Below are 20,501 nucleotides of genomic sequence, written 5' to 3'. Positions count from 1 at the left end.
CGTCCTTAATGAATTTTGCTGCCCAGGGTCACCACGCCGTCTGCTTTTTCGCAGCCCAGCCAACTGGTCCACCCCAGGCGACAGTCGTTCTTCTCGCCAATGCGCAGTTCGCGGATTTCTTCCGGGCGCAGCACCAGGCGAATGTCGTAATCGAGCGGGTCACGCAAGGTGAACCGCACCAGCGCGCAGAGCGGCTGGTAACCGAAACCGATGGGCAGGAATTCGTGGAATCGCTCCCAGTCGAGTTCGGTGATGTGAATGCGGAACTTGCCGCTGCGGTCGCGCACGTGTTCGCCCAGCACCAGGTCTTCGCCCAGCACGCTGTTGGCGAAGCCGAGGCGGTTGCGCTGTTCTTCGAGGATTTCCACGCGGCGCTCGATGCACTGCTCGATGACCAGGTCTTCGTGTTTGAAGTAGTAACGCAGCACCGCTTCAATCAGCGCCGCCGAGTGCGCCCGCAAGCTGAGCAGGCCGAGGTACGGCAGCAGGCGTTTCCAGTTCAGTTCCTTGGCCTTGCGGATCTCGTCGCCGCCGAGGCCGATCAGGGCAAACAGCTGCGACGAGAACGGGTCGACCGCGCCGCTCTGGAAGCTCGCGCGATAGCGATACTTGCGCCAGATCGGCAGCATCAGCCGTTGCAGGCGATGGTGGAACAGGTCGAGGAAGTTACGCGTCGGGTTGCCGTCTTCGCTGTCGCCCAGGGCTTGCTCGCCATAGAACGCCGGCAGCGGCGAGCCGGAACCGACCAGGCCGATCAGGTTGAACCGCAGGCGCGCGCGCATCTGCCCGTGCTCTTCGAAAAACTCGACACGATCGACATCGCTGCGCGGAAATCCGAGGCTCGGGTTGGCCTGGAATTCCAGCTGGTCGTACAGGTCGTCTTCGCTCAGGTACGGGTGCGCATCGCGCAGCCGGTCGATCACCAGCAGCACGGCCTGAAACAGCGAGTACTCGCGTATTACCTTCGTCAGCCCACTTAAAGCAGGGGCTGCAGGCCCATACGTGGTGTCCATTGGTACACCTCTCCCTGTGTGCTTTTTACCCGCAGCTCGTGGAATGAATTGAGACTGGCGTAAAGCGCGAAAAACTCGTTGAGAACCGAGGCGAAGACGAACAGATCGCCCTCACCGATATACCCTTCCGGGTCGATGGTCAGTTCGGTGCGCAAACCGCGCACCGGCAGACCACGGTGCAACCGGTCCACGTGGTGATGCTTGATCAGTTTCAGTCCGCCGAGCAGGCGTTTGCTGACCTTCTCCGCGTGCTGGTCGTAGTAGCGCGGCAGGTCGTAGGTTTCCAGAATCACCTTCAGTGCATTGACGTCGGCCAGCGACAGATAGTTAAGCGACATGTTGCTGATCAGCTTCCACAGGAAGTCACGGTTCAGCGGCGGCGCAAAACTGGAAGTGGCCGGGGTGATGTTGCGGAAACTCAGGAACTCCGGGGTCTCTTCGCAGGCCATGCAGATCTGCCCGAGCTTGAGTTTGCGCGGCAGGTTCTGGTTGGTGCAGACCAGCTCGATCGACAGGGTTTCGTGGGCTTCGGTGTGGCGAATACCGAAGCTCAGGTAGGTATCGAGGCCGTCGTGCAGCAGCGACGAACGCTGGCGGATGCTGTAGTGCGGACGGCTGTTGGGCACGTCGAAGCTCGGGTCGTGCTCGAAGGATTCGAACGGCACGTACTCCTGATAACCGAGGCCGCCGGGCTTCCAGCCAGTCACGGTTTCCACCGAGAACACACCGCAGTTTTCGAGATCGAATTCCGCTGGCAGCAGCAGGTATTCGTCCTGCTTGCCGTCGAGGCGGATCGGCAGTGCGTCGTGCTTGAACAGGTTGACGATCGGTGTGCAGAACAGCTTCACGTTATCCGTCGTCGGACGCATGCGCATGATGCCGCTCTTACGGATATCGAAGCGCAATTCCAGGCCACGCATCTGCTTGAGGGTGTCTTCCGGCAGCGCCTTGAGAATGTCCAGGCCGTGGACATCGACGAACAGGAACTTGTCCTGGAAGGCGAAGTATTCCTGCAGGTAGCGATAGCCGCGGAAGGTGTTCAGCGGATACGGGATCAACGCTTCTTCTTCGGCAAAGCCCACTGGCTTCACGCGGTCGCCCGGAATCTTGAACGCCATCGGCTTGCCGCTCACGCCATCGATCGGCTTGCCGGCGCCGTCGAGCGGGATCAGTTCGATGCCGTCGAGGTTGCGCAGCAGGCTCAGATAGAGCATCTGGCTTATGTAGCGCTCGCCGGCAAAGTGCAGGCGCAGCTTGCTCAGCTCCAGCTCGCCGAGGTGGCCGTCGGCACTCATCTCCAGGCGCAGGCTGAGCAGCGAACCGTCGCCCTTCACCGAGTAGTTCAGCGCGGCCAGATCCAGCGCCATGACTTCGGTCGGGTAGCAGGTGCGGAAGCGGCAACGCACGTCTTCGATCGGCACGCTTTCAATCGGCGTATCACGCTCGACCTTCAGCGCCGGCCCGGAACGCTTGAGCGGATCGAACTGCAGAATGCTGAACGCCGGCAGCGGGCGCATGTAGTTCGGCCACAGCAGCTGCATCAGGGAATGGCTGAGCTCCGGCAGCTCGTCATCGAGCTTCTGGCGCAGCCGTCCGGTCAGAAACGCAAAGCCTTCCAGCAACCGCTCCACATCCGGATCACGCCCGGCCTGCCCCAGGAACGGCGCCAACGCCGGACTACGCTCGGCGAAACGGCGGCCCAGTTGGCGCAGTGCGGTGAGTTCGCTTTGGTAGTAGTGGTTAAAGGACACGGGTTACCTGCCTGGTAGTGGAACTCATCAAAAAAATATCCTGTAGAGCGCAACCGTCACGCCGGCACACACGTAACCGCCGATCAGGAGGTACGGCACGAGCAGGATCCAGCTGTAGGCCATGAAAGCACTGTAGAAGGGCCCGGCGACCACACTGCACAGTCCATAAAGCATCCAGGGCACCGCGTAGAAAGGGATGCACTTCAACGGCGCCAGCCAGACCATCCGCAGCGCCTGCTGCTCATTGCGGCTCTTCGCGGCCCGCGAGCCCCACAGCGCAAACAACAACAGTCCGGGCATGCCGAACCACAACAGATACACCCAGTGGGTCTCGGACGAATCGAATGTCGAATAATCGCCAATCCACAGGCCATAGGATGAAAACGCCAGCATGGCCAAGAATGGCGTCCACAAGGCACCCATGAAAAAACCCAGCTGCGCGCGGCTGAGGATGGGCATCTGGTTCGATACACCGATCACGGGCAAGCCCTCGTCTTCGAAACCACGTCCTGCGAAGCAATCGCAGGCATTGCCTGCCGCATCAACGCGCGCTTCTCCAGGCGCAGCTCAATGACCTGCGTGGCCAGAATCGCCAGCAACGTCACCCCGCCCTGAGCCACGGTGTAGAACAGCGCCCGCAACGGGTTGTCGGGCATCATCATGAATAGAATCCAGGCAACCATTAGTGTGAGCAGGCCCAGCTTGGCCCACAGTTTCGGGATAATCGCGGCCAGCGCGTTCACCCCGAAAAAGATGTAAATGAACATGTAGTGAGCAATACCGATCGCCACCCCACGGGTAGTAAATCCGCCGTTAAACGCCTTGTAGGCCACAACGACTGCGTTGTTCAGAAATACGTAGGCCACGCATCCCACCGCGTGAATCACCAGACACAGAGCAAGGCGCACGTAGATATTCATCGCTGCGCAATTCCCTGTTTTTGCGGCGTGATCGCGACGCCCGTGTACAGATAGAGTTCGACGCCATCGTAGCCGCCGACAGCTGCGGCGCTGAGCGGATAGCTGTCTCGGGTGCCGTACCGAACCCAGCCTTCAGTCCACATACCGCCACTCTCGTGACGAATCTCCACGTAATAATCCGGCGCCTCACTCCTGGTAACTTCAACGAATACCCCGCCGTCCTCGGCACCCACCCACAACGCATTTGGATGCGCGAACAGCTTCGGCTTCGTCGAACTTTCCATTCGCAGCAGCAGCGTGAAGCCAACCAGAATCGTCAGCAAACCAACCGCGCACAGAAAAGCGACAAGGCACTGCCACACTCTGAGCGTCATCGAGCCAGTCTGGAAAAAATTCATGGGCAGAAAGAACCATCTGCAATGACCCATGAACGAACAGCTTTTTTTACAGTTTTCTCGGTACTCGCGACTGCCTTTCGCAAGGTCTGCGCGTCGATGGTTTTGGATGCGGCCGGGCTTTTGATCGACAGGCTGAACTGATCACTGATCTGGCCGCTGATCATTTCTTCGCACCTTGTTTCGCACTGCACCATGTAATGAAATTCGAGGGATCAAATCCGTGACATACATTTGTTTTGGAAATAAATATGTACGGCGCGACCGCGTCATAAGAAAAATAATAATAATTCTCGCCGTCCTTGCCATAGATCCAGTAAGACGACGACCCTTGATTTATCTCATAGGGTTCAAAGGTGAGAATTGAAGACTCTGATGGAATAAAATTAACGCCGTCCATCAACAGCATCAGTGAATTCGAGAAAATATTAGTCCACACGCCCGCCACCAAAGCCAAAGTGCCAGCAACCAGTGCAAGGGTGGTAGATATCGACAATTTATTTTTCATAAAAGTATAACCACGCAGTACCGGCTTTCGCTGCCTCCAACAACGTCATCGCATCGCTTGAATACTTTTCTGCAAGCGGCCCCGAGCCGTTATAGGATGCAATCACCTTTTTCAGCTGATCGGCGGTCAACGTCCCGGAGTGACAGCGAGTCCCGGTAACCCGGTCAATCAGCTCACGTAGATGGCCGGAGCAATAATAGAGGTCTGCCTTCCAATCATCACCCGGGATTCGCGTGTCCTGGTTCCAACCAAAAATCCGGTACTGAACGTCTTCAGGCAATGGTTTCTTGCAGTAATAGTTTTCCGTGTATTGAACGGATTTTTGCAATGTTGCGCGGCTCATATTGGCAAAACCACTGGAACCGCCAGCCAACTTGTCCGGCACAGCATCAAAGGCCACATTGTCGACAATTGCCAACAGCGTAGTTAAAGAACGCTCGCCGAATTGCATCGCCTGAAGAAACTTGCTGCCTTTTGGTCCATTCTCTTGCTGCAAGATAACCGCGAGCAAGATATGCGGGATCCCGTAATATTCAGCCGCCTGCTTTATCCAGACACGAATCTCCGTATCGGAAAAACTTGCTTTGAGCAGTTCTTTCGTTTTGGGTACATACCACATTATTTGCAGGGGTGAAGGGAGCTCTCCGGTATAGCTCGGGACACTGTCGTACCCGGCTACCGTCGTAACTTCCTTCCCATTGCAACGACACACTTTTAATTCGACGGGCGCAACATCAGAGGTTTCTGTGCTCGTAGCTGTCCCGGCAGGAACATATTCCTGTCCGTCTTTAATGATCTTTTCAGGCTCGGCCATATACGACTACTCCCTCAGCTCTCAATAAAGACTTCGATTTTTTCGGAAGCCGTGTGCGCCGACACTCGATGAGTGAGACCCAATTCGTTGGTGACTCCACTTTCAACGGAACCATCCGCTCGACGGAGTAGGTATCTGGTATCCGCAAGCGGATTACCCAAGCCATTTTTGAGCTGGAACTGAGCATCAAAGCCCGGAATGATCAACGGCAATGGCGGTACAAACGGTACAGGCGTATGCGAGTTCCCGATGATTACCGTCCCGGACCCGGCAGTGACCTTGTTGCCATGGGCTCCGACCGACCCTACGGTTGCGGCCGGTTTGCCGTTGATCAGAACGGTGGTCGCAAGGTCGCCGACCAATGCACTGCCACACGCCGAGGCATCGCCCTGGCGGGCCGCCGGGAGGCCGTCGAAGAACACGTCGCCGGAACCGGCGGCGATCGGATTGGTGCCGTGGCCGGGGAGCGGGCAAGCGGTGGGGTCGGATACGCGTGCTGCTGGTTTGCCAGACATCGGGGTTCTCCTTAGTTGACCTTCACTTGACCGCTGCCATCCAGGCGCGCGGCGAAACTGACCTGACGCTTGAAACCCTCGACTTCCAGCAGGCCTTCGATGCTGAAGGCCAGGCGAAGCTGATCGTGGTCACGCGGCAGGGAAATGACACGCACGTTGCTCAGGCGCGGCTCGTAGGCTTCGATGAAGCTTTCGATGGCCAGACGGGCCTGACTCAGGGAGTCGTGCAGGCTCAGGCGCATGTCATTGAGATCGGGCAACCCGTAGTCGGACAGCGTTTGCACGCTGCCGGCCCGGGTGCTGAGCATTTTGGCCAGATGGGCAGCCACCGACGCCATGGCAGAAGCCTCGAGGCTCCTGCCCTTGCGTAGTTCCGCGTCGCCGTTGAGGCGTTCGAAAAGGCTGCCGTATCCGTCCATGAGTCGCTCTTACTCTTTGTCCAGCTTGCCAACCAGCGACAGGGTGAAATCGGCACCCATGTACTTGAAGTGCGGGCGCACGTTCAGGCTGACGCGGTACCAGCCCGGCTCGCCTTCAACGTCGCTGACGATCACTTGCGCAGCGCGCAGCGGACGACGGCCACGTACTTCGGCGCTCGGGTTTTCCTGGTCGGCCACGTACTGGCGGATCCACTTGTTCAGTTCCAGCTCGAGGTCGGTACGCTCTTTCCACGAACCGAGTTGCTCGCGCTGCAGCACTTTCAGGTAGTGAGCCAGGCGGTTGACGATCATCATGTACGGCAGTTGGGTGCCGAGCTTGTAGTTCAGCTCTGCAGCCTTGCCTTCTGCGCTGATGCCGAAGAACTTCGGCTTCTGCACCGAGCTGGCGGAGAAGAACGCCGCGTTGTCGGAGCCTTTACGCATGGTCAGGGAGATGAAGCCTTCCTCGGCCAGTTCGTATTCACGACGGTCGGAAACCAGAACCTCGGTAGGAATCTTGGTTTCGATTTCGCCCATGCTTTCGAAGTGGTGCAGAGGCAGGTCTTCAACGGCGCCGCCGCTCTGCGGGCCGATGATGTTCGGGCACCAGCGGAATTTGGCGAAGCTGTCGGTCAGCTTGGTGCCGAACGCGTAAGCAGTGTTGCCCCACAGGTAGTGCTCGTGGCTGTTGGCAACGTTTTCCTTGTACACGAACGATTTGACCGGGTTTTCTTCCGGGTCGTACGGGTTACGCAGCAGGAAACGCGGAACGGTCAGGCCAACGTAGCGGGAGTCTTCCGAGGTACGGAAGCTCTGCCATTTGGTGAATTGCGGGCCTTCGAAGTGATCTTTCAGATCCTTCAGGTCCGGCAGACCGGTGAAGCTTTCCAGACCGAAGAATTTCGGACCGGCAGCGGCGATGAACGGCGCGTGGGACATGCAGGCTACGCTGGACACGTACTGCATCAGTTTCACGTCCGGCGAGCTTGGGGACAGGTAGTAGTTGGCGATGATCGCGCCAACCGGCTGACCACCGAACTGGCCGTATTCAGCGGTGTAGATGTGCTTGTACAGGCCCGACTGCATCACTTCCGGCGAATCTTCGAAGTCGTCCAGCAGGTCGTCCTTGGAGACGTTGAGGATTTCGATCTTGATGTTTTCGCGGAAGTTGGTGCGGTCGACCAGCAGTTGCAGGCCACGCCACGACGATTCCAGCGCCTGGAAGTCCGGGTGGTGCAGGATTTCGTCCATCTGACGGCTGAGCTTGGCATCGATCTCGGCGATCATGCGGTCAACCATGGCTTTCTTGACCGGCTCACCGTTGTTCTGCGGCTTGAGCAGCTCTTCGATGAACGCCGACACACCGCGCTTGGCGATGTCGTAGGCTTCGTCGTCCGGCGTCAGGCGGGTTTCGGCGATGATGCTGTCGAGGATGCTGTACTCGCCGTTTTCTGCGGCGTTCTGTTGTGCTGCGCTAGTGCTCATTGTGTTGGCTTCCTTGGCTGCTGGAGTCTCAAGCGTCCGGGGCTGCGGCGTTCAGGCCCAGCTCACCGAGTACGCGACCGCGGGATTCGTCGTCGGCGAGCACGCCTTCGATGGCTTTACGGAACGCAGGTGCGTTACCCAGCGGGCCTTTGAGGGCCACCAGCGCGTCGCGCAGTTCCATCAGTTTTTTCAGCTCAGGCACTTGCTCGACCAGGCTGGCCGGGTTGAAGTCCTTCATGGAGTTGACGCGCAGTTGCACAGCCAGCTCGTCGGCCTCGCCATCTTCCTGCAGACGGTTCGGCACGCTCAGCGTCAGACCCAGCTCTTGCTTGGCCAGCACTTCGTCGAAGGTCATCTTGTCGATGCTGATCGGCTTGCGATCCTCGATCTTGCGATCGTCCTTGCGGTGGGTGTAGTCACCGATTGCCAGCAGCTTCAGCGGCAGTTCAATCTCTTCCTGAGCACCGCCGGTGGCGGGTTTGAAGGTGACGTTGATGCGTTCCTTGGGGGCTACCGAGCCTTCTTTGGCCATGGCTTTTCTCCTTGCGGTTGTGGCCCTGGGGCCTATTCGAGTACCACTTCGAGATCGAGGTGGCACAGCCTGCGATAAATCTCTTCCTTGCGTTCACGTACGGCATGGTTCTGCGGTAACAACTCGCAGCAACTGTGCAGCAGGTGCAGCACTTCCAATGCAAGATCGGGCTCCCAGGCGTGCAGGCCTGAGTCCTGTAATGTCTGATCGAGGGTTTCGAGCTGGTTCTTGGCGAGTTCGTATTTCTTGGCCAGGAAGCACAGCCGCGCGAGGGCGAACTGCCAGAAGAAGCGTTCGCGCCCGCCGTGCGCCGATTGCAGGCCCTGCTTGAGGATCTGCACCGCCGGTTTGAGGCCTTCCTTGCGCAGGATCGGCTGGACTTCTTCCAAGGCCTTTTCCCAGGCTGGCTGGGTTTCGACGTTCTCGGTCTCGACCTTGCGCGGCGCACTGGCGCTTTGCAGGTGCGGCATGACGTTGCCGGCGATCCACGCCCGGGTGGACGGATCGGCGAACGGCGCGCCGTCATGGAAACGCAGCTCGATGATGCCGGGCAGGCGCTGAATCAAAAGCGCGAAGTGGATTTCCACTTCGCGCATGGCCAGCTCGGCGTTGAGGTTCTGGAGACATTCCCAGACCATCCTCTGGCCATCGAACCAGAACGGCGCCTTCGCCAGGCTCGCCTCCAGTTCCACCAGCAGGTCGGCGTATTTGCCCTGATCGAAACGGTCCTGATACTGCTTGAGCTTGTCGACCGGCAACCCGCGCAGCACGGTGATCTGCTCGGCGTTGCGTTCGGGCACCGCATCGATCGTCATCCACAGCAAGGTGCGGTTGAGGCGCAGCGCGCGCAGGTCGGTGGCTTTCTGCTTGAGCCACCAGGCGCACAACGGGCGGGCGCTTTCCTGCTGCGCGCGCAGGGCCTTGTGGGCTTCTTTCTCGTTGTCGATCGGCGCGCCGGGCGCCAGCAACTGGCTGGCGGCCTGCTTGACCTGCGCCACCGCCGCGCCCACCACGCCGGGTGCCGGCTGGTTATCGGCGGCGCGCTGGATCATGGTTTTCAGGCGGCGGGAGAGCGGCAACAGCAGCGGCGCATCATCGCCCAGATGCTCGGTGCAGGCGGCGTCGAGACCGGACAGGTGCTCGGACAGTTGCCGGAACATCGGCAGCTGTTCCTTGATCGCGATGTTCTCGGTGATCACCTGCTCAAGACGCGGCACCAGCCAGCCAATGGCGGCGGCCCGGGTGCGGGGTTTGAGCGGGTGAACCTCGGCCCAGTTGTTTTCCGACAAGTGGTGCAGCAAACCGAGGCCGGCCAGCAGGCCGGGGAAGGATTCACGCTGGTACAGCGACCAGGTCAGCCAGGCGCCGACACGCAAATCCTTGGATTGGGTACGCAGGAGGTTTTCGCTGTTTTCGCGAATTTTCAGCCAGTCGATCTGCCCGCTTTCGTGCATCGAAGAGGCTTTGGCCAGCTCGCTTTCCAGGGCCTCGAATTCGCTCGAGAAACGAACGTCTTCGCCCGCAAAATTCTCTTTGGAAACAGAGACTTTAGCGAGTTCGAGGTAATGGGCGGAAAGTTTGCTTGAGTAGGACATCCATGGCCTTTGTTTGGATTACGGTCGTGCGCCTATTGGAGTTGCAGCGGCGCCGGGACAGTATCGAAGAGCAGTGAGAAGACTCATCCAATTGAGTGTGTGCTCTTTCAAGTGGGCGCATCGTAATCACTATGATGGCCACTAGCAAGCATCTGATTAAACAACAAGACGAACTGTTCATTGGGCGCTGTAGGAGATCGCCCTATATGTGTCAGGGGTTTCCCTGATATCGGCTTATATCGACCGTGCCTTTCAAACCCCGGCGCAACCAGCGTCCCAGAGCGGCTGCCTGAAACCCGCCGACACCTCCTTGAACGCACGTTCCAAAATACGGACGAAAGCATGACAACACTGGAAAGAAAATAAAGTAGGAATCTTCCGAAAACAGATAGGCATCTTTAAACAAATCCCGGAGGACAACAGGTAACAATAAAAGTGCCATCAATTTGATGTCATCGCACACTTTGCATACTTCACAAGACTTCTTTACCCGCACAATTGCAGGACTTCACGCAAGTCGCCGTCAATCCATCAAGCCTTCGCCCTGCTTAAGCACACACTTTCGATGTGGATTGTTCTGACAAATGTCGCGGACTGTTCTTACATCAATATATTTCATGCTTCGAACGTGCCTTTATATTGCCAGCCTCAGTCATCAATTGACGGCTTACCACTGATACGGACATTAGCAAATGGATGAAAACAGACGGCCCATCAAGACCCGCTCGGCGGGTTGGGCGAGACGCTTCACGGATGAACTGGTCAAGCGGGACATCTCCCCCAACCAGATCTCCGTCATCAGCATGCTCTTCGCGCTGTTCGGCGCGGTGACCCTGAACATCGACAACGGCTTGGCCGGTTCAATCTTGTGCATCGTCGGCATTCAGTTGCGGCTGCTGTGCAATCTGTTCGACGGGATGGTGGCAATCGAAGGCGGCAAGCAGTCGGCCGTTGGCAGCCTGTACAACGAGTTTCCGGACCGGGTTGCCGACAGCCTGCTGATCGTCGGGCTGGGTTTTGCCATCGGCCAGTCCGATCTCGGCTGGTTTGCCGCACTGGCCGCTGCGCTGACGGCGTATGTCCGGGTGTTCGGCGGCGCTCTAGGGCTCACCCAGAGTTTCATGGGGCCGATGGCCAAGCAGCACCGGATGGCGGTGATGACCGTGGCGCTGCTGTTGAACGTGTTCGAAACCATTTACTACGCGACCCACTACGCTTTGCTGATCGCGCTGGTGATCATCGCCCTTGGCTCCGTTGCCACCTGCGTCACGCGCACCCTGGCCATCGCCAGACAACTGAAGGGGAATGCTCATGTGGATCAGTAATGCGCTGATTTCGGTGCTGCGTTTCTTGATCGGCGTGACCGCCCGCTGGGAAAGCCCGCCGGACCTCACGCGCCAGCGCATCTACTACGCCAACCACACCAGCCACATGGACACCCTGGCGATCATCGCCGCACTGCCGCCGGAAGCGCGGTTGAACGTGAAACCGGTGGCGGCCGCCGACTACTGGGGCAAGAACCGCTTCCTGTCGTACATCTCGCAGAAAGGCCTGAACGCGGTGCTGATCGAGCGTAATCCGGCACCGGGCACCAACGTGCTGGAGCCGATCTTCAATGTGGTGCGGGCCGGTCATTCGATCATCATTTTCCCCGAAGGCACTCGCTCCACGCAGGCGCTGCCCGGTGAATTCAAATCCGGAATCTTCCGCCTGGCCGAGACCTTTCCTGACGTCGACCTGGTGCCGATCTACCTGGAAAACCTGCATCGCTCGATGCCAAAAGGCAAACATGTGCCGCTGCCGATCATCTGCACGATCCGCATCGGCGATCCGCTGCAAAGGATAGAAGGCGAGGAAAAACAGGCGTTTCTGGATCGGGCGCGTGACGCCATCGTGAGGTTGTCGAAATGAGTCTGGAAACCAAGTTCCTGTGGTTCTTCGCGGCAATCGCTGCACTGCTGGCGGTGGCTTCGCTGATTGGCGGCGTACTGGCCAGACGCGCAAAGAGCGAAAGCTCGATCGCGACCATCGAAAACCTCAACCAGCGCGTGAACGCGTGGTGGGGGATGGTCATTATTTTCTTCGTGTCCTGGCTGCTCGGCCCCAATGCGACGGTGGTGCTGTTCGGTTTCATTTCGCTGTTTGCGCTGCGCGAGTTCATCACCCTGACGCCCACCGCGCGCGGTGACCATAACGCGCTGTTCTCGGCGTTTTTCATTCTGATCCCGCTGCAATACCTGCTGATCGGCACCCATTGGTACTCGATGTTCACGCTGCTGGTGCCGGTTTACTCGTTCCTGCTGCTGCCGGCGATTGCCGTGCTGAGCCAGGACACCGAAGGCTTTCTGGAGCGCACCGCGAAGATTCAATGGGGCGTGATGATCTGCATCTACTGCATCAGCCACGCACCGGCGCTGTTGTTGCTCGACCTGCAGGGTTTCCAGGGCCAGAACGCCCTGCTGCTGTTCTATCTGGTGTTCGTGGTGCAGATGAGCGACGTGTTGCAGTACGTGTTCGGCAAGCTCTTCGGCAAACGCAAGGTCGCGCCGCTGGTGAGCCCGTCGAAAACCGTGGAAGGGCTGGTTGGCGGCGGACTGTCCGCCACGCTGATCGGTGGCTGCATGTTCTGGATGACACCGTTCAGCTTCTGGCAGTCGCTGCTGATGTCGCTGGTCATCGTGGTGATGGGCTTCCTCGGCGGCCTGGTCATGTCGGCGATCAAACGCAGCCTGAGCGCCAAGGACTGGGGCACGATGATCAAGGGCCACGGCGGGATGCTCGACCGGATGGACTCGATCTGTTTCGCCGCGCCGATCTTCTTTCATCTCACCCGGTACTTCTTCTCGGTCTGAGCCGGGTAATTGTTACAGACACAAAAAATGGGCACCCGACCGCAATCGGAGTGCCCATTTTTTCACTACGGCTCTCCCCGCTATTCAGGGAGTGCACCGCAATTATGGATTGACGCTGTCTTTCAACGATTTGCCTGGCTTGAACGCAACGGTGTTGCTGGCCTTGATCTTCACCGGTTCACCGGTTTGCGGGTTTTTGCCGGTGCGTGCACCGCGGTGGCGTTGCAGGAAGGTGCCGAAGCCCACCAGCGTGACGCTGTCCTTGCGGTGCAGGGCGCCGGTGATTTCTTCGAGAACGGCGTTGAGAACGCGGTTGGCCTGCTCTTTGGTCAGATCCGCTTTTTCAGCGATTGCAGCGGCGAGTTCTGGTTTACGCATTAGTGAAGCCCCTTTGACGGTTTTTTGTTGTTATGTCCGTGCTGTTCTCGTTGGAACAGCGCCCAAGGCGCCGCAGGCTCTACTCTGCGGCAGACGGGAGTGAGGATGGCACGCGGATAAGGGCGGCGCCAGTCTCCCCGCGACCTTTGTGGGGGCAAAAGCGGGGTGATTCCGACAGAACGACCGGTATTTACGCCAGCAAGGCCGGAAGCTGTTTGTTCAGCGCGAGTTTTTCCATCACCGCCGCGCCGGTCAGGGCGTAACCGAGCAATTGCCCGTCTGCGTCGTGGCACAGCACCTTGATGTCGGCGCCCTGCCCTTCGACCGTCCAGACACCCTCGCGGCCCCGTGGCGGCGGGGAAACCACCAGCGGGCAGACCGGAGTTTTCACGGTGATCGGCATCGGTCCGTAGTTCACCACGGTCGGGTTGCCGGCCAGGGTTTGTGCCAGCGCTCGCGCACAACTCATGAGGGGCATGACGTACAGAAGATTCAGCCCGTCGACCTCGGCGCAGTCGCCCAGGGCGTAAATGTTGGCGTGAGAAGTTTGCAGATGACGGTCGACCACTACGCCGCGATTGGTCTGGATGCCGGCTGCCGCCGCCAGATCGATCCGCGGGCGCAGGCCGATGGCCGAGACCACCACATCGCACGGGACGACCTGGCCGTCGGACAGGTGCGCTTCCAGCCCATCCACGACTTTTTGCAGACGGGTCAGCACCGGGCCGAGGTGGAAACGTGCACCGAGGCTTTCCAGCCCGGCCTGCACCGCAGCCGCAGCGGCCGGGTGCAGCAGGGTCGGCATCACCTGCTCGCAGGGTGCAACCAGTTGCACCTCATAGCCGCCCAGCATCAAGTCATTGGCGAACTCGCAGCCGATCAGCCCGGCACCGAGCAGCAACACTCGGCGCTTGCCGGCGGCTGCGGCGCGAAAGCGGGCGTAGTCTTCGAGATCGTTGATCGGGAACACCAGGTCCCCGCCATCGCCTTCGATCGGCACGCGCACGGTTTCGGCGCCCCAGGCGAGGATCAGGTCGCGATAGCTCACCGCTTCCTCACCGATCCACAACCGCTTGTGGCCCGCATCGATGCCGCTGATGCGGGTGTGGGTGCGGATTTCGGCCTTCAACTGCTCGGCCATGGCGCCCGGTTCGGCCATGCTCAGGCCGTCGGCGTCCTTGTTCTTGCCGAAGCCGGTGGACAGCATCGGCTTGGAGTAGGAGCGACCGTCATCGGCGGTAATCAGCAGCAGCGGGGTTTCGCCATCGAGCTTGCGAAACTCGCGGGCCAGGTTGTAACCCGCAAGCCCGGTGCCAACGATTACGACAGGTGCGCTCATGCCCTACTCCTCAGTGTTTTCTCAGTTGATTTCGATCATTTCGAAGTCCATCTTGCCGACGCCGCAGTCCGGGCACAGCCAGTCTTCCGGCACGTCCTGCCACAGGGTGCCCGGCGCAATGCCGTCATCCGGCCAGCCGTCGGCTTCGTTGTAGATCAGGCCGCAGACCACACATTGCCACTTTTTCATTCAGGTACTTCCTCAGGATTCAGGCTTTAGCCGGCGCGGACGGTCGATGGTGCAGCGCTGCCGTCCGGCTCAGGGCGTTTTGTACTGATCGGGCCGGGCAGATGCAAGCCTGTTCGGCGCAGCGGCGACCCGGATCAATCAAACTCGCGGCTCGCCATGGTAAGCTCGCCGCCTCATTTGCTGCCAATAATGACTCATTGTGCAACACACAAACGCTCCGCTGTGGCGCCCGCAAAGCGAACTGACACCCCTCCCCGACACATCCACGCTCGACTGGCTGTTCGACGAAGGCTCCCTGACCCGCCGACTGACGCGCCTGTCCGATGACGGCTTCAGCGTGACGCCGCTGTTCGAAGGCTGGCAGACCCTGCGCGACGACGAATGCGCCGCCCTGGACCTCACCGAAGGCAGCGAAGGCTGGGTGCGCGAGGTGTATCTGCGCGGTCATGGCGAGGCCTGGGTGTTCGCCCGCAGCGTGGCGTCGCGCAGTGCCTTGCAGGGCGATGGCTTGCACATGGATGAACTGGGCAGCCGCTCGCTGGGCGAACTGCTGTTCTGCGATCACGCCTTCCAGCGCCGCGCCATCGAAGTCTGCCATTACCCGGAACATTGGCTGCCCGAAGGTTCCCGGGCTCCTGGCCTGTGGGGGCGGCGTTCGCGTTTCGACCGTGGTGCATTGAGCGTACTGGTGGCGGAGATTTTCCTGCCTACGCTGTGGGAAGCCGTCCGCGCCCGTCCGGAGAACTGCTGATGTACCAAAGCCTGCTCAAATCCCTGAATCGCTTGAACCCGCGTGCCTGGGACTTCATCCAGCTGACCCGGATGGACAAGCCGATCGGCATTTACCTGCTGCTGTGGCCAACGCTCTGGGCGCTGTGGATTGCCGGCAAAGGCTCGCCATCCCTGGCCAATATCGTGATTTTCGTCCTCGGTGTGGTGCTGACCCGTGCCGGCGGCTGCGTGATCAACGACTGGGCCGACCGCAAGGTCGACGGCCACGTCAAACGCACTGCGCAGCGACCTATCGCTGCCGGCAAGATCAGTTCGAAAGAGGCGCTGGTGTTCTTCGCGCTGCTGATGGGCGTGAGTTTCCTGCTGGTGCTGTGCACCAACGCAGCGACGATCTGGCTGTCGCTGGGCGGTCTGGCGCTGGCGTTCACCTATCCGTTCATGAAGCGCTACACCTATTACCCGCAAGTGGTGCTGGGCGCGGCGTTCTCCTGGGGGATGCCGATGGCGTTCACCGCCGAAACCGGTGAGTTGCCGGCAACGGCCTGGCTGCTGTGGATCGCCAACCTGTTGTGGACGGTGGGCTACGACACTTATTACGCGATGACCGACCGCGACGATGACCTGAAGATCGGCGTGAAATCCACGGCGATCCTGTTCGGCGAAGCGGACCGGGTAATTATCCTGACCTTGCAGGTACTGTCGCTGGGCTGCCTGGTGCTGGCGGGGTCGAAATTCGAGCTGGGGATCTGGTTCCACCTCGGCCTGCTGGTGGCGGCCGGGTGCTACGCCTGGGAATTCTGGTACACCCGCGACCGCGACCGGATGCGTTGCTTCAAGGCGTTCCTGCACAACCACTGGGCCGGGCTGGCGATTTTCGTCGGGATCGTGCTGGATTACGCGTTGCGCTGAAACACAAAACCTGTGGGAGCGAGCTTGCTCGCGAAAGCGTTGGGTCAGTTGCCACATAGGCTGACTGAAAAGACGCCTTCGCGAGCAAGCCCGCTCCCACAGGGGATTTGCGTTTATTTGTGCTCGTGAACCACGTGCCACACGTCCTTCATCTTGTCGCCGGTCATATCGCCCGGCTTGGCATCTTTCACGAAGGTGTACAGCGGCTTGCCGTCGTAGGCGTACTGCATCATGCCGTCATCACGTTTGATGACTGTCCATTTACCTTCAGCCTTGGCATCTGCCGGCGCCATCAGTGGCGGCCAGTTCTTGGCGCAATCGCCGTTGCACATCGACTTACCGCCACTGTCCTTGTCGAACGTGTAAAGCGTCATGCCCTTGTGGTCGACCATCATTCCGTCTTTCATCATGGCCGGCTCGGCCGCCATCGCCAGTCCAGGCAGAGTCAGGGCGGCAGCCATCAGCAAAGCCTTAAAGGAAGCAGTCATTTGTGTCATGGAAACCTTCTCTTGTGGTTGTCAGGATTCGGACTTAGAGCTTAGTTCAGGATTTGCACAATCGCCGCCGGACTAAAATACTGTCACACGACTGCAATAATTCCGTTATCTAATGCGGCGCAAGACAGTTAAATGACAAGAGGATTAAGGCATGGTTGGCAGGAGCATTCTGATCGTCGACGACGAAGCGCCCATTCGCGAAATGATCGCCGTTGCGTTGGAAATGGCCGGCTATGACTGCCTCGAGGCAGAGAACTCGCAGCAGGCCCACGCCATCATCGTCGACCGCAAGCCGGACCTGATCCTGCTCGACTGGATGCTGCCCGGCACTTCCGGCATTGAGCTGGCCCGCCGCCTCAAGCGTGACGAGCTGACCGGGGACATCCCGATCATCATGCTCACCGCCAAGGGCGAAGAGGACAACAAGATCCAGGGTCTGGAAGTCGGCGCCGACGACTACATCACCAAACCGTTTTCCCCACGCGAGCTGGTGGCACGCCTCAAGGCTGTGCTGCGTCGCGCCGGTCCGACCGATGGCGAAGCGCCGATCGAAGTCGGCGGCCTGCTGCTCGACCCGATCAGCCACCGCGTGACCATCGATGGCCGCCCGGCGGAGATGGGCCCGACCGAATACCGTCTGCTGCAATTCTTCATGACCCACCAGGAACGTGCCTACACCCGTGGCCAGTTGCTGGACCAGGTCTGGGGCGGCAACGTCTATGTTGAAGAGCGCACCGTCGACGTGCACATCCGGCGCCTGCGCAAGGCCCTCGGCGATGCCTACGAAAATCTGGTACAAACCGTGCGCGGCACCGGCTACCGGTTCTCCACCAAAGCCTGAGCCGAGCGCCAGCCCCGCAGACAAGGACCGCATTTTCCGTGAACCAAAACTGGCATGGCACCCTGATTCGCCACATGCTGTTGCTGGTCACCGGCTGCCTGGTGATCGGTCTGATCACCGGCTACTACGGCTGGAGTCTGGCGGCGGGACTGGGCCTGTACCTGGCCTGGACGCTCAAGCAACTGCTGCGCCTGCACGAATGGCTGCGCCTGCACCAACCCGATGAAGCACCGCCCGACGGCTATGGCCTGTGGGGCGAGGTGTTCGACAGCATCTACCACCTGCAACGCCGCGACCAACGGGTACGCGGGCGTCTGCAAGCGGTGATCGACCGCGTTCAGGAGTCCACCGCCGCGCTGAAAGACGCGGTGATCATGCTCGACAGCGACGGCAACCTGGAATGGTGGAACCGCGCCGCCGAAACCCTGCTCGGCCTCAAGACCCCGCAGGACAGCGGCCAACCGGTGACCAACCTCGTCCGCCATCCGCGCTTCAAGGAATACTTCGAGCAGGAAAGCTACGCCGAACCGCTGGAAATCCCCTCGCCGACCAACGATCGCGTGCGCATCCAGCTGTACCTCACGCGCTACGGCAACAACGAACACTTGATGCTGGTGCGCGACGTCACGCGCATCCATCAACTGGAACAGATGCGCAAAGACTTCATCGCCAACGTCTCCCATGAGCTGCGCACCCCGCTGACGGTGATCTGCGGCTACCTGGAAACCCTGCTCGACAACGTCGAGGAAGTGAACCCGCGCTGGAGCCGTGCCCTGCAGCAGATGCAGCAACAGGGCGGACGCATGCAGACCCTGCTCAACGACTTGCTGCTACTGGCCAAGCTGGAAGCCACCGATTACCCGTCGGACAACCAGCCGGTGCACATCGACACTTTGTTGCAGTCAATCAAGAGCGATGCGCAGCAGTTGTCCGGTTCGAAAAATCAGCGCATCACCCTGGAAGCCGACACCAGCATTCTGCTCAAGGGCAGCGAGGCGGAACTGCGCAGTGCGTTTTCCAACCTGGTGTTCAACGCGGTCAAATACACCCCGGCCGAAGGCAATATCCGCATCCGCTGGTGGGGCGACGATCAGGGCGCACACTTGAGCGTGCAGGATTCCGGGATCGGCATCGACAGCAAACACCTGCCGCGCCTGACCGAACGCTTCTACCGCGTCGACTCCAGCCGCAACTCCAACACCGGCGGCACGGGCCTGGGTCTGGCCATCGTCAAACACGTGCTGCTGCGCCATCGCGCACGGATGGAGATCAGCAGCGTGCCCGGTCATGGCAGCACGTTCACCTGCCATTTCGCCCCGGCGCAGGTCGCTCAGGCACGGGTCATCAGCGCCGCTGAGTAATGCCGGACTAGGCAATCGCCAGGTCAGCCGCTACATTGGCTGACTTGCGCCTGCCTTTCAGGTGCGGATTTTTCTTTCTTTCGAATCACACGGAACCCGCAAAACTCCATCATGGACCCTTCCCCTGGCTTGTCCCTCGCAACAATATTCGCCGATTTCGGCATGATTCTTTTCGCTCTGATCCTGGTTTTGCTCAACGGCTTCTTCGTTGCGGCGGAATTCGCCATGGTCAAACTGCGCTCGACCCGGGTCGAAGCCATCGCTGAGCAGCACGGCTGGCGCGGGCACATCCTGCGCACGGTGCACAGTCAGCTCGATGCTTACCTCTCGGCGTGCCAGCTCGGTATCACCCTCGCCTCCCTGGGCCTTGGCTGGGTCGGCGAGCCGGCGTTCGCGCACATTCTCGAACCGCTGCTGAGCGCGGTCGGCGTGCAGTCGGCCGAAGTCGTCAAAGGCATCTCGTTCTTCACCGCGTTCTTCATCATTTCGTACCTGCACATCGTGGTCGGCGAACTCGCACCCAAATCCTGGGCGATCCGCAAACCCGAGCTGCTGTCGCTGTGGACGGCGGTGCCGCTGTACTTGTTCTACTGGGCCATGTACCCGGCGATCTACCTGCTCAACGCCAGCGCCAACACCATCCTGCGCATTGCGGGGCAAGGTGAACCCGGCCCGCATCACGAGCACCATTACAGCCGTGAAGAACTGAAACTGATCCTGCACTCCAGCCGTGGCCAGGACCCGAGCGACCAGGGCATGCGCGTGCTGGCCTCGGCGGTGGAAATGGGCGAGCTGGAAGTGGTCGACTGGGCCAACTCCCGCGAAGACCTGATCACCCTCGAATTCAATGCCCCGCTGAAAGAAATCCTGGCGATGTTCCGTCGCCACAAGTTCAGCCGTTATCCGGTGTACGACAGCGAGCGCAAGGAATTCGTCGGCCTGCTGCACATCAAGGACCTGCTGCTGGAACTGGCAGCGCTGGATCACATTCCCGAGTCGTTCAACCTCGCCGAACTGACCCGCCCGCTGGAGCGCGTCTCCCGGCACATGCCGCTGTCGCAGCTGCTGGAACAGTTCCGCAAGGGCGGCTCGCACTTCGCCGTGGTCGAAGAGGCCGATGGCAACATCATCGGCTACCTGACCATGGAAGACGTGCTGGAAGTGCTGGTCGGCGATATCCAGGACGAACACCGCAAGGCCGAGCGCGGCATCCTCGCCTACCAGCCGGGCAAGTTGCTGGTACGGGGCGATACGCCGCTGTTCAAGGTCGAGCGCCTGCTGGGGATCGACCTGGATCACATCGAAGCCGAAACCCTCGCCGGGCTGATCTACGAAACCCTGAAACGGGTGCCGGAAGAGGAAGAAGTGCTGGAAGTCGAAGGCCTGCGGATCATCATCAAGAAGATGAAAGGTCCGAAGATCATTCTGGCCAAGGTGCTGATGCTCGACTGACGGG

At 59.9% G+C, this 20,501-nt stretch carries 25 protein-coding genes; 8 read left to right on the top strand and 17 right to left on the bottom strand.

Features of this window, described 5'->3' with window-relative positions; translation table 11 throughout:
* Positions 1-5 precede the first annotated feature (5 nt).
* Genes tssG through tssA form a run of 13 tightly spaced genes read right to left on the bottom strand, consistent with a single transcriptional unit; the run spans position 6 to position 9,947 of the window.
* Positions 6-1,013 (bottom strand): type VI secretion system baseplate subunit TssG, encoded by a 1,008-nt coding sequence (gene tssG, locus PMI24_RS12520; RefSeq protein WP_007954381.1) that lies wholly within the window; start codon positions 1,011-1,013, stop codon positions 6-8.
* Positions 977-2,764 carry a type VI secretion system baseplate subunit TssF gene (gene tssF, locus PMI24_RS12515; RefSeq protein WP_007954380.1) on the bottom strand — a complete coding sequence of 596 codons (1,788 nt, stop codon included), beginning with the start codon at positions 2,762-2,764 and terminating at the stop codon, positions 977-979. Before tssF ends, tssG begins: the two co-directional genes overlap by 37 nt.
* Positions 2,765-2,791: 27 nt before the next feature.
* A complete protein-coding gene (locus tag PMI24_RS12510) occupies positions 2,792-3,223 on the bottom strand; it encodes a hypothetical protein (RefSeq protein WP_045121734.1) in 432 nt (143 codons plus the stop codon).
* A gap of 17 nt (positions 3,224-3,240) precedes the next feature.
* The gene (locus PMI24_RS12505) at positions 3,241-3,684 is read right to left on the bottom strand and encodes a hypothetical protein (RefSeq protein ID WP_007954377.1); all 444 of its coding nucleotides are present in this window, start codon (positions 3,682-3,684) and stop codon (positions 3,241-3,243) included.
* The gene (locus PMI24_RS12500; protein WP_007954376.1) at positions 3,681-4,082 is read right to left on the bottom strand and encodes a hypothetical protein; all 402 of its coding nucleotides are present in this window, start codon (positions 4,080-4,082) and stop codon (positions 3,681-3,683) included. Before PMI24_RS12500 ends, PMI24_RS12505 begins: the two co-directional genes overlap by 4 nt.
* Positions 4,079-4,246 (bottom strand): hypothetical protein, encoded by a 168-nt coding sequence (locus PMI24_RS12495; protein WP_162130478.1) that lies wholly within the window; start codon positions 4,244-4,246, stop codon positions 4,079-4,081. Before PMI24_RS12495 ends, PMI24_RS12500 begins: the two co-directional genes overlap by 4 nt.
* Positions 4,243-4,587 (bottom strand): hypothetical protein, encoded by a 345-nt coding sequence (locus PMI24_RS28845; protein ID WP_238553821.1) that lies wholly within the window; start codon positions 4,585-4,587, stop codon positions 4,243-4,245. Before PMI24_RS28845 ends, PMI24_RS12495 begins: the two co-directional genes overlap by 4 nt.
* Positions 4,577-5,401, bottom strand: a complete 825-nt coding sequence (locus PMI24_RS12490; RefSeq protein WP_007954375.1) for a hypothetical protein — start codon at positions 5,399-5,401, stop codon at positions 4,577-4,579. Before PMI24_RS12490 ends, PMI24_RS28845 begins: the two co-directional genes overlap by 11 nt.
* Positions 5,402-5,415: 14 nt before the next feature.
* Entirely contained in the window at positions 5,416-5,916 is a 501-nt protein-coding gene (locus tag PMI24_RS12485; RefSeq protein ID WP_007954374.1) for a PAAR domain-containing protein, read from the bottom strand.
* An 11-nt stretch (positions 5,917-5,927) separates the two neighbouring features.
* Positions 5,928-6,335 (bottom strand): type VI secretion system baseplate subunit TssE, encoded by a 408-nt coding sequence (tssE, locus tag PMI24_RS12480; RefSeq protein ID WP_007954373.1) that lies wholly within the window; start codon positions 6,333-6,335, stop codon positions 5,928-5,930.
* Positions 6,336-6,344: 9 nt separating this feature from the next.
* Entirely contained in the window at positions 6,345-7,820 is a 1,476-nt protein-coding gene (tssC, locus tag PMI24_RS12475) for a type VI secretion system contractile sheath large subunit (protein ID WP_007954371.1), read from the bottom strand.
* A 28-nt stretch (positions 7,821-7,848) separates the two neighbouring features.
* On the bottom strand, positions 7,849-8,352 hold the full coding sequence (tssB, locus tag PMI24_RS12470) for a type VI secretion system contractile sheath small subunit (RefSeq protein WP_003229587.1): 504 nt from the start codon (positions 8,350-8,352) through the stop codon (positions 7,849-7,851).
* 32 nt (positions 8,353-8,384) lie between these two features.
* Entirely contained in the window at positions 8,385-9,947 is a 1,563-nt protein-coding gene (gene tssA / locus PMI24_RS12465) for a type VI secretion system protein TssA (RefSeq protein ID WP_007954369.1), read from the bottom strand.
* A 692-nt stretch (positions 9,948-10,639) separates the two neighbouring features.
* Between tssA and PMI24_RS12460 the strand changes: the two genes are divergently transcribed.
* Genes PMI24_RS12460 through PMI24_RS12450 form a run of 3 tightly spaced genes read left to right on the top strand, consistent with a single transcriptional unit; the run spans position 10,640 to position 12,799 of the window.
* Positions 10,640-11,272 carry a CDP-alcohol phosphatidyltransferase family protein gene (locus PMI24_RS12460; RefSeq protein ID WP_007954367.1) on the top strand — a complete coding sequence of 211 codons (633 nt, stop codon included), beginning with the start codon at positions 10,640-10,642 and terminating at the stop codon, positions 11,270-11,272.
* Positions 11,259-11,858: a lysophospholipid acyltransferase family protein gene (locus PMI24_RS12455; RefSeq protein ID WP_007954365.1), complete on the top strand. Its 600-nt coding sequence runs from the start codon at positions 11,259-11,261 to the stop codon at positions 11,856-11,858. Before PMI24_RS12460 ends, PMI24_RS12455 begins: the two co-directional genes overlap by 14 nt.
* On the top strand, positions 11,855-12,799 hold the full coding sequence (locus PMI24_RS12450; RefSeq protein ID WP_007954358.1) for a phosphatidate cytidylyltransferase: 945 nt from the start codon (positions 11,855-11,857) through the stop codon (positions 12,797-12,799). Before PMI24_RS12455 ends, PMI24_RS12450 begins: the two co-directional genes overlap by 4 nt.
* Before the next feature lie 102 nt (positions 12,800-12,901).
* Here the strand turns inward: PMI24_RS12450 and PMI24_RS12445 are convergent, their stop codons facing one another.
* The 3 genes from PMI24_RS12445 to PMI24_RS12435 all read right to left on the bottom strand — a co-directional run bounded on the left by PMI24_RS12445 (position 12,902) and on the right by PMI24_RS12435 (position 14,705).
* Positions 12,902-13,177 (bottom strand): HU family DNA-binding protein, encoded by a 276-nt coding sequence (locus PMI24_RS12445; protein WP_003213368.1) that lies wholly within the window; start codon positions 13,175-13,177, stop codon positions 12,902-12,904.
* 190 nt (positions 13,178-13,367) lie between these two features.
* Entirely contained in the window at positions 13,368-14,516 is a 1,149-nt protein-coding gene (locus tag PMI24_RS12440; protein ID WP_007954356.1) for an NAD(P)/FAD-dependent oxidoreductase, read from the bottom strand.
* Between the two features lie 21 nt (positions 14,517-14,537).
* Positions 14,538-14,705, bottom strand: a complete 168-nt coding sequence (locus PMI24_RS12435) for a rubredoxin (RefSeq protein WP_007954349.1) — start codon at positions 14,703-14,705, stop codon at positions 14,538-14,540.
* 199 nt (positions 14,706-14,904) lie between these two features.
* Between PMI24_RS12435 and PMI24_RS12430 the strand changes: the two genes are divergently transcribed.
* Both PMI24_RS12430 and ubiA read left to right on the top strand, forming a co-directional pair.
* On the top strand, positions 14,905-15,456 hold the full coding sequence (locus PMI24_RS12430; protein ID WP_007954348.1) for a chorismate--pyruvate lyase family protein: 552 nt from the start codon (positions 14,905-14,907) through the stop codon (positions 15,454-15,456).
* Positions 15,456-16,346, top strand: coding sequence for a 4-hydroxybenzoate octaprenyltransferase (gene ubiA, locus PMI24_RS12425; protein WP_007954347.1), 891 nt, complete (start codon positions 15,456-15,458; stop codon positions 16,344-16,346). The genes PMI24_RS12430 and ubiA overlap by 1 nt, the downstream gene beginning before the upstream one ends.
* A 113-nt stretch (positions 16,347-16,459) precedes the next feature.
* Here ubiA and PMI24_RS12420 read toward each other — a convergent pair whose 3' ends face one another.
* Positions 16,460-16,843 carry a COG4315 family predicted lipoprotein gene (locus tag PMI24_RS12420; RefSeq protein ID WP_007954346.1) on the bottom strand — a complete coding sequence of 128 codons (384 nt, stop codon included), beginning with the start codon at positions 16,841-16,843 and terminating at the stop codon, positions 16,460-16,462.
* A gap of 151 nt (positions 16,844-16,994) precedes the next feature.
* Between PMI24_RS12420 and phoB the strand changes: the two genes are divergently transcribed.
* The 3 genes from phoB to PMI24_RS12405 all read left to right on the top strand — a co-directional run bounded on the left by phoB (position 16,995) and on the right by PMI24_RS12405 (position 20,497).
* A complete protein-coding gene (phoB, locus tag PMI24_RS12415; protein WP_003229608.1) occupies positions 16,995-17,684 on the top strand; it encodes a phosphate regulon transcriptional regulator PhoB in 690 nt (229 codons plus the stop codon).
* Between the two features lie 74 nt (positions 17,685-17,758).
* Positions 17,759-19,045: a phosphate regulon sensor histidine kinase PhoR gene (phoR, locus tag PMI24_RS12410; RefSeq protein ID WP_218887987.1), complete on the top strand. Its 1,287-nt coding sequence runs from the start codon at positions 17,759-17,761 to the stop codon at positions 19,043-19,045.
* A gap of 111 nt (positions 19,046-19,156) precedes the next feature.
* The gene (locus PMI24_RS12405) at positions 19,157-20,497 is read left to right on the top strand and encodes a hemolysin family protein (RefSeq protein WP_007954342.1); all 1,341 of its coding nucleotides are present in this window, start codon (positions 19,157-19,159) and stop codon (positions 20,495-20,497) included.
* Positions 20,498-20,501: the final 4 nt, after the last annotated feature.

This window comes from Pseudomonas sp. GM25 (assembly GCF_000282255.1).
In the GTDB taxonomy this organism is placed as follows: Bacteria; Pseudomonadota; Gammaproteobacteria; order Pseudomonadales; family Pseudomonadaceae; genus Aquipseudomonas; species Aquipseudomonas aphyarum.
The sequence above is the reverse complement of the archived record's forward strand: the minus strand, read 5'-3'. Positions and strand labels throughout refer to the sequence as shown.

What these genes read in the sequence shown, in the direction of transcription:
- tssG (WP_007954381.1), bottom strand. Translation starts at nt 1,013, where the DNA reads ATGGACACCACGTATGGGCCTGCAGCCCCTGCTTTAAGTGGGCTGACG.
- PMI24_RS12510 (WP_045121734.1), bottom strand. Translation starts at nt 3,223, where the DNA reads ATGCCCATCCTCAGCCGCGCGCAGCTGGGTTTTTTCATGGGTGCCTTG.
- PMI24_RS12505 (WP_007954377.1), bottom strand. Translation starts at nt 3,684, where the DNA reads ATGAATATCTACGTGCGCCTTGCTCTGTGTCTGGTGATTCACGCGGTG.
- PMI24_RS12500 (WP_007954376.1), bottom strand. Translation starts at nt 4,082, where the DNA reads ATGAATTTTTTCCAGACTGGCTCGATGACGCTCAGAGTGTGGCAGTGC.
- PMI24_RS12495 (WP_162130478.1), bottom strand. Translation starts at nt 4,246, where the DNA reads ATGATCAGCGGCCAGATCAGTGATCAGTTCAGCCTGTCGATCAAAAGC.
- PMI24_RS28845 (WP_238553821.1), bottom strand. Translation starts at nt 4,587, where the DNA reads ATGAAAAATAAATTGTCGATATCTACCACCCTTGCACTGGTTGCTGGC.
- PMI24_RS12490 (WP_007954375.1), bottom strand. Translation starts at nt 5,401, where the DNA reads ATGGCCGAGCCTGAAAAGATCATTAAAGACGGACAGGAATATGTTCCT.
- PMI24_RS12485 (WP_007954374.1), bottom strand. Translation starts at nt 5,916, where the DNA reads ATGTCTGGCAAACCAGCAGCACGCGTATCCGACCCCACCGCTTGCCCG.
- tssE (WP_007954373.1), bottom strand. Translation starts at nt 6,335, where the DNA reads ATGGACGGATACGGCAGCCTTTTCGAACGCCTCAACGGCGACGCGGAA.
- tssC (WP_007954371.1), bottom strand. Translation starts at nt 7,820, where the DNA reads ATGAGCACTAGCGCAGCACAACAGAACGCCGCAGAAAACGGCGAGTAC.
- tssB (WP_003229587.1), bottom strand. Translation starts at nt 8,352, where the DNA reads ATGGCCAAAGAAGGCTCGGTAGCCCCCAAGGAACGCATCAACGTCACC.
- tssA (WP_007954369.1), bottom strand. Translation starts at nt 9,947, where the DNA reads ATGTCCTACTCAAGCAAACTTTCCGCCCATTACCTCGAACTCGCTAAA.
- PMI24_RS12460 (WP_007954367.1), top strand. Translation starts at nt 10,640, where the DNA reads ATGGATGAAAACAGACGGCCCATCAAGACCCGCTCGGCGGGTTGGGCG.
- PMI24_RS12455 (WP_007954365.1), top strand. Translation starts at nt 11,259, where the DNA reads ATGTGGATCAGTAATGCGCTGATTTCGGTGCTGCGTTTCTTGATCGGC.
- PMI24_RS12450 (WP_007954358.1), top strand. Translation starts at nt 11,855, where the DNA reads ATGAGTCTGGAAACCAAGTTCCTGTGGTTCTTCGCGGCAATCGCTGCA.
- PMI24_RS12445 (WP_003213368.1), bottom strand. Translation starts at nt 13,177, where the DNA reads ATGCGTAAACCAGAACTCGCCGCTGCAATCGCTGAAAAAGCGGATCTG.
- PMI24_RS12440 (WP_007954356.1), bottom strand. Translation starts at nt 14,516, where the DNA reads ATGAGCGCACCTGTCGTAATCGTTGGCACCGGGCTTGCGGGTTACAAC.
- PMI24_RS12435 (WP_007954349.1), bottom strand. Translation starts at nt 14,705, where the DNA reads ATGAAAAAGTGGCAATGTGTGGTCTGCGGCCTGATCTACAACGAAGCC.
- ubiA (WP_007954347.1), top strand. Translation starts at nt 15,456, where the DNA reads ATGTACCAAAGCCTGCTCAAATCCCTGAATCGCTTGAACCCGCGTGCC.
- PMI24_RS12420 (WP_007954346.1), bottom strand. Translation starts at nt 16,843, where the DNA reads ATGACACAAATGACTGCTTCCTTTAAGGCTTTGCTGATGGCTGCCGCC.
- phoB (WP_003229608.1), top strand. Translation starts at nt 16,995, where the DNA reads ATGGTTGGCAGGAGCATTCTGATCGTCGACGACGAAGCGCCCATTCGC.
- phoR (WP_218887987.1), top strand. Translation starts at nt 17,759, where the DNA reads ATGCTGTTGCTGGTCACCGGCTGCCTGGTGATCGGTCTGATCACCGGC.
- PMI24_RS12405 (WP_007954342.1), top strand. Translation starts at nt 19,157, where the DNA reads ATGGACCCTTCCCCTGGCTTGTCCCTCGCAACAATATTCGCCGATTTC.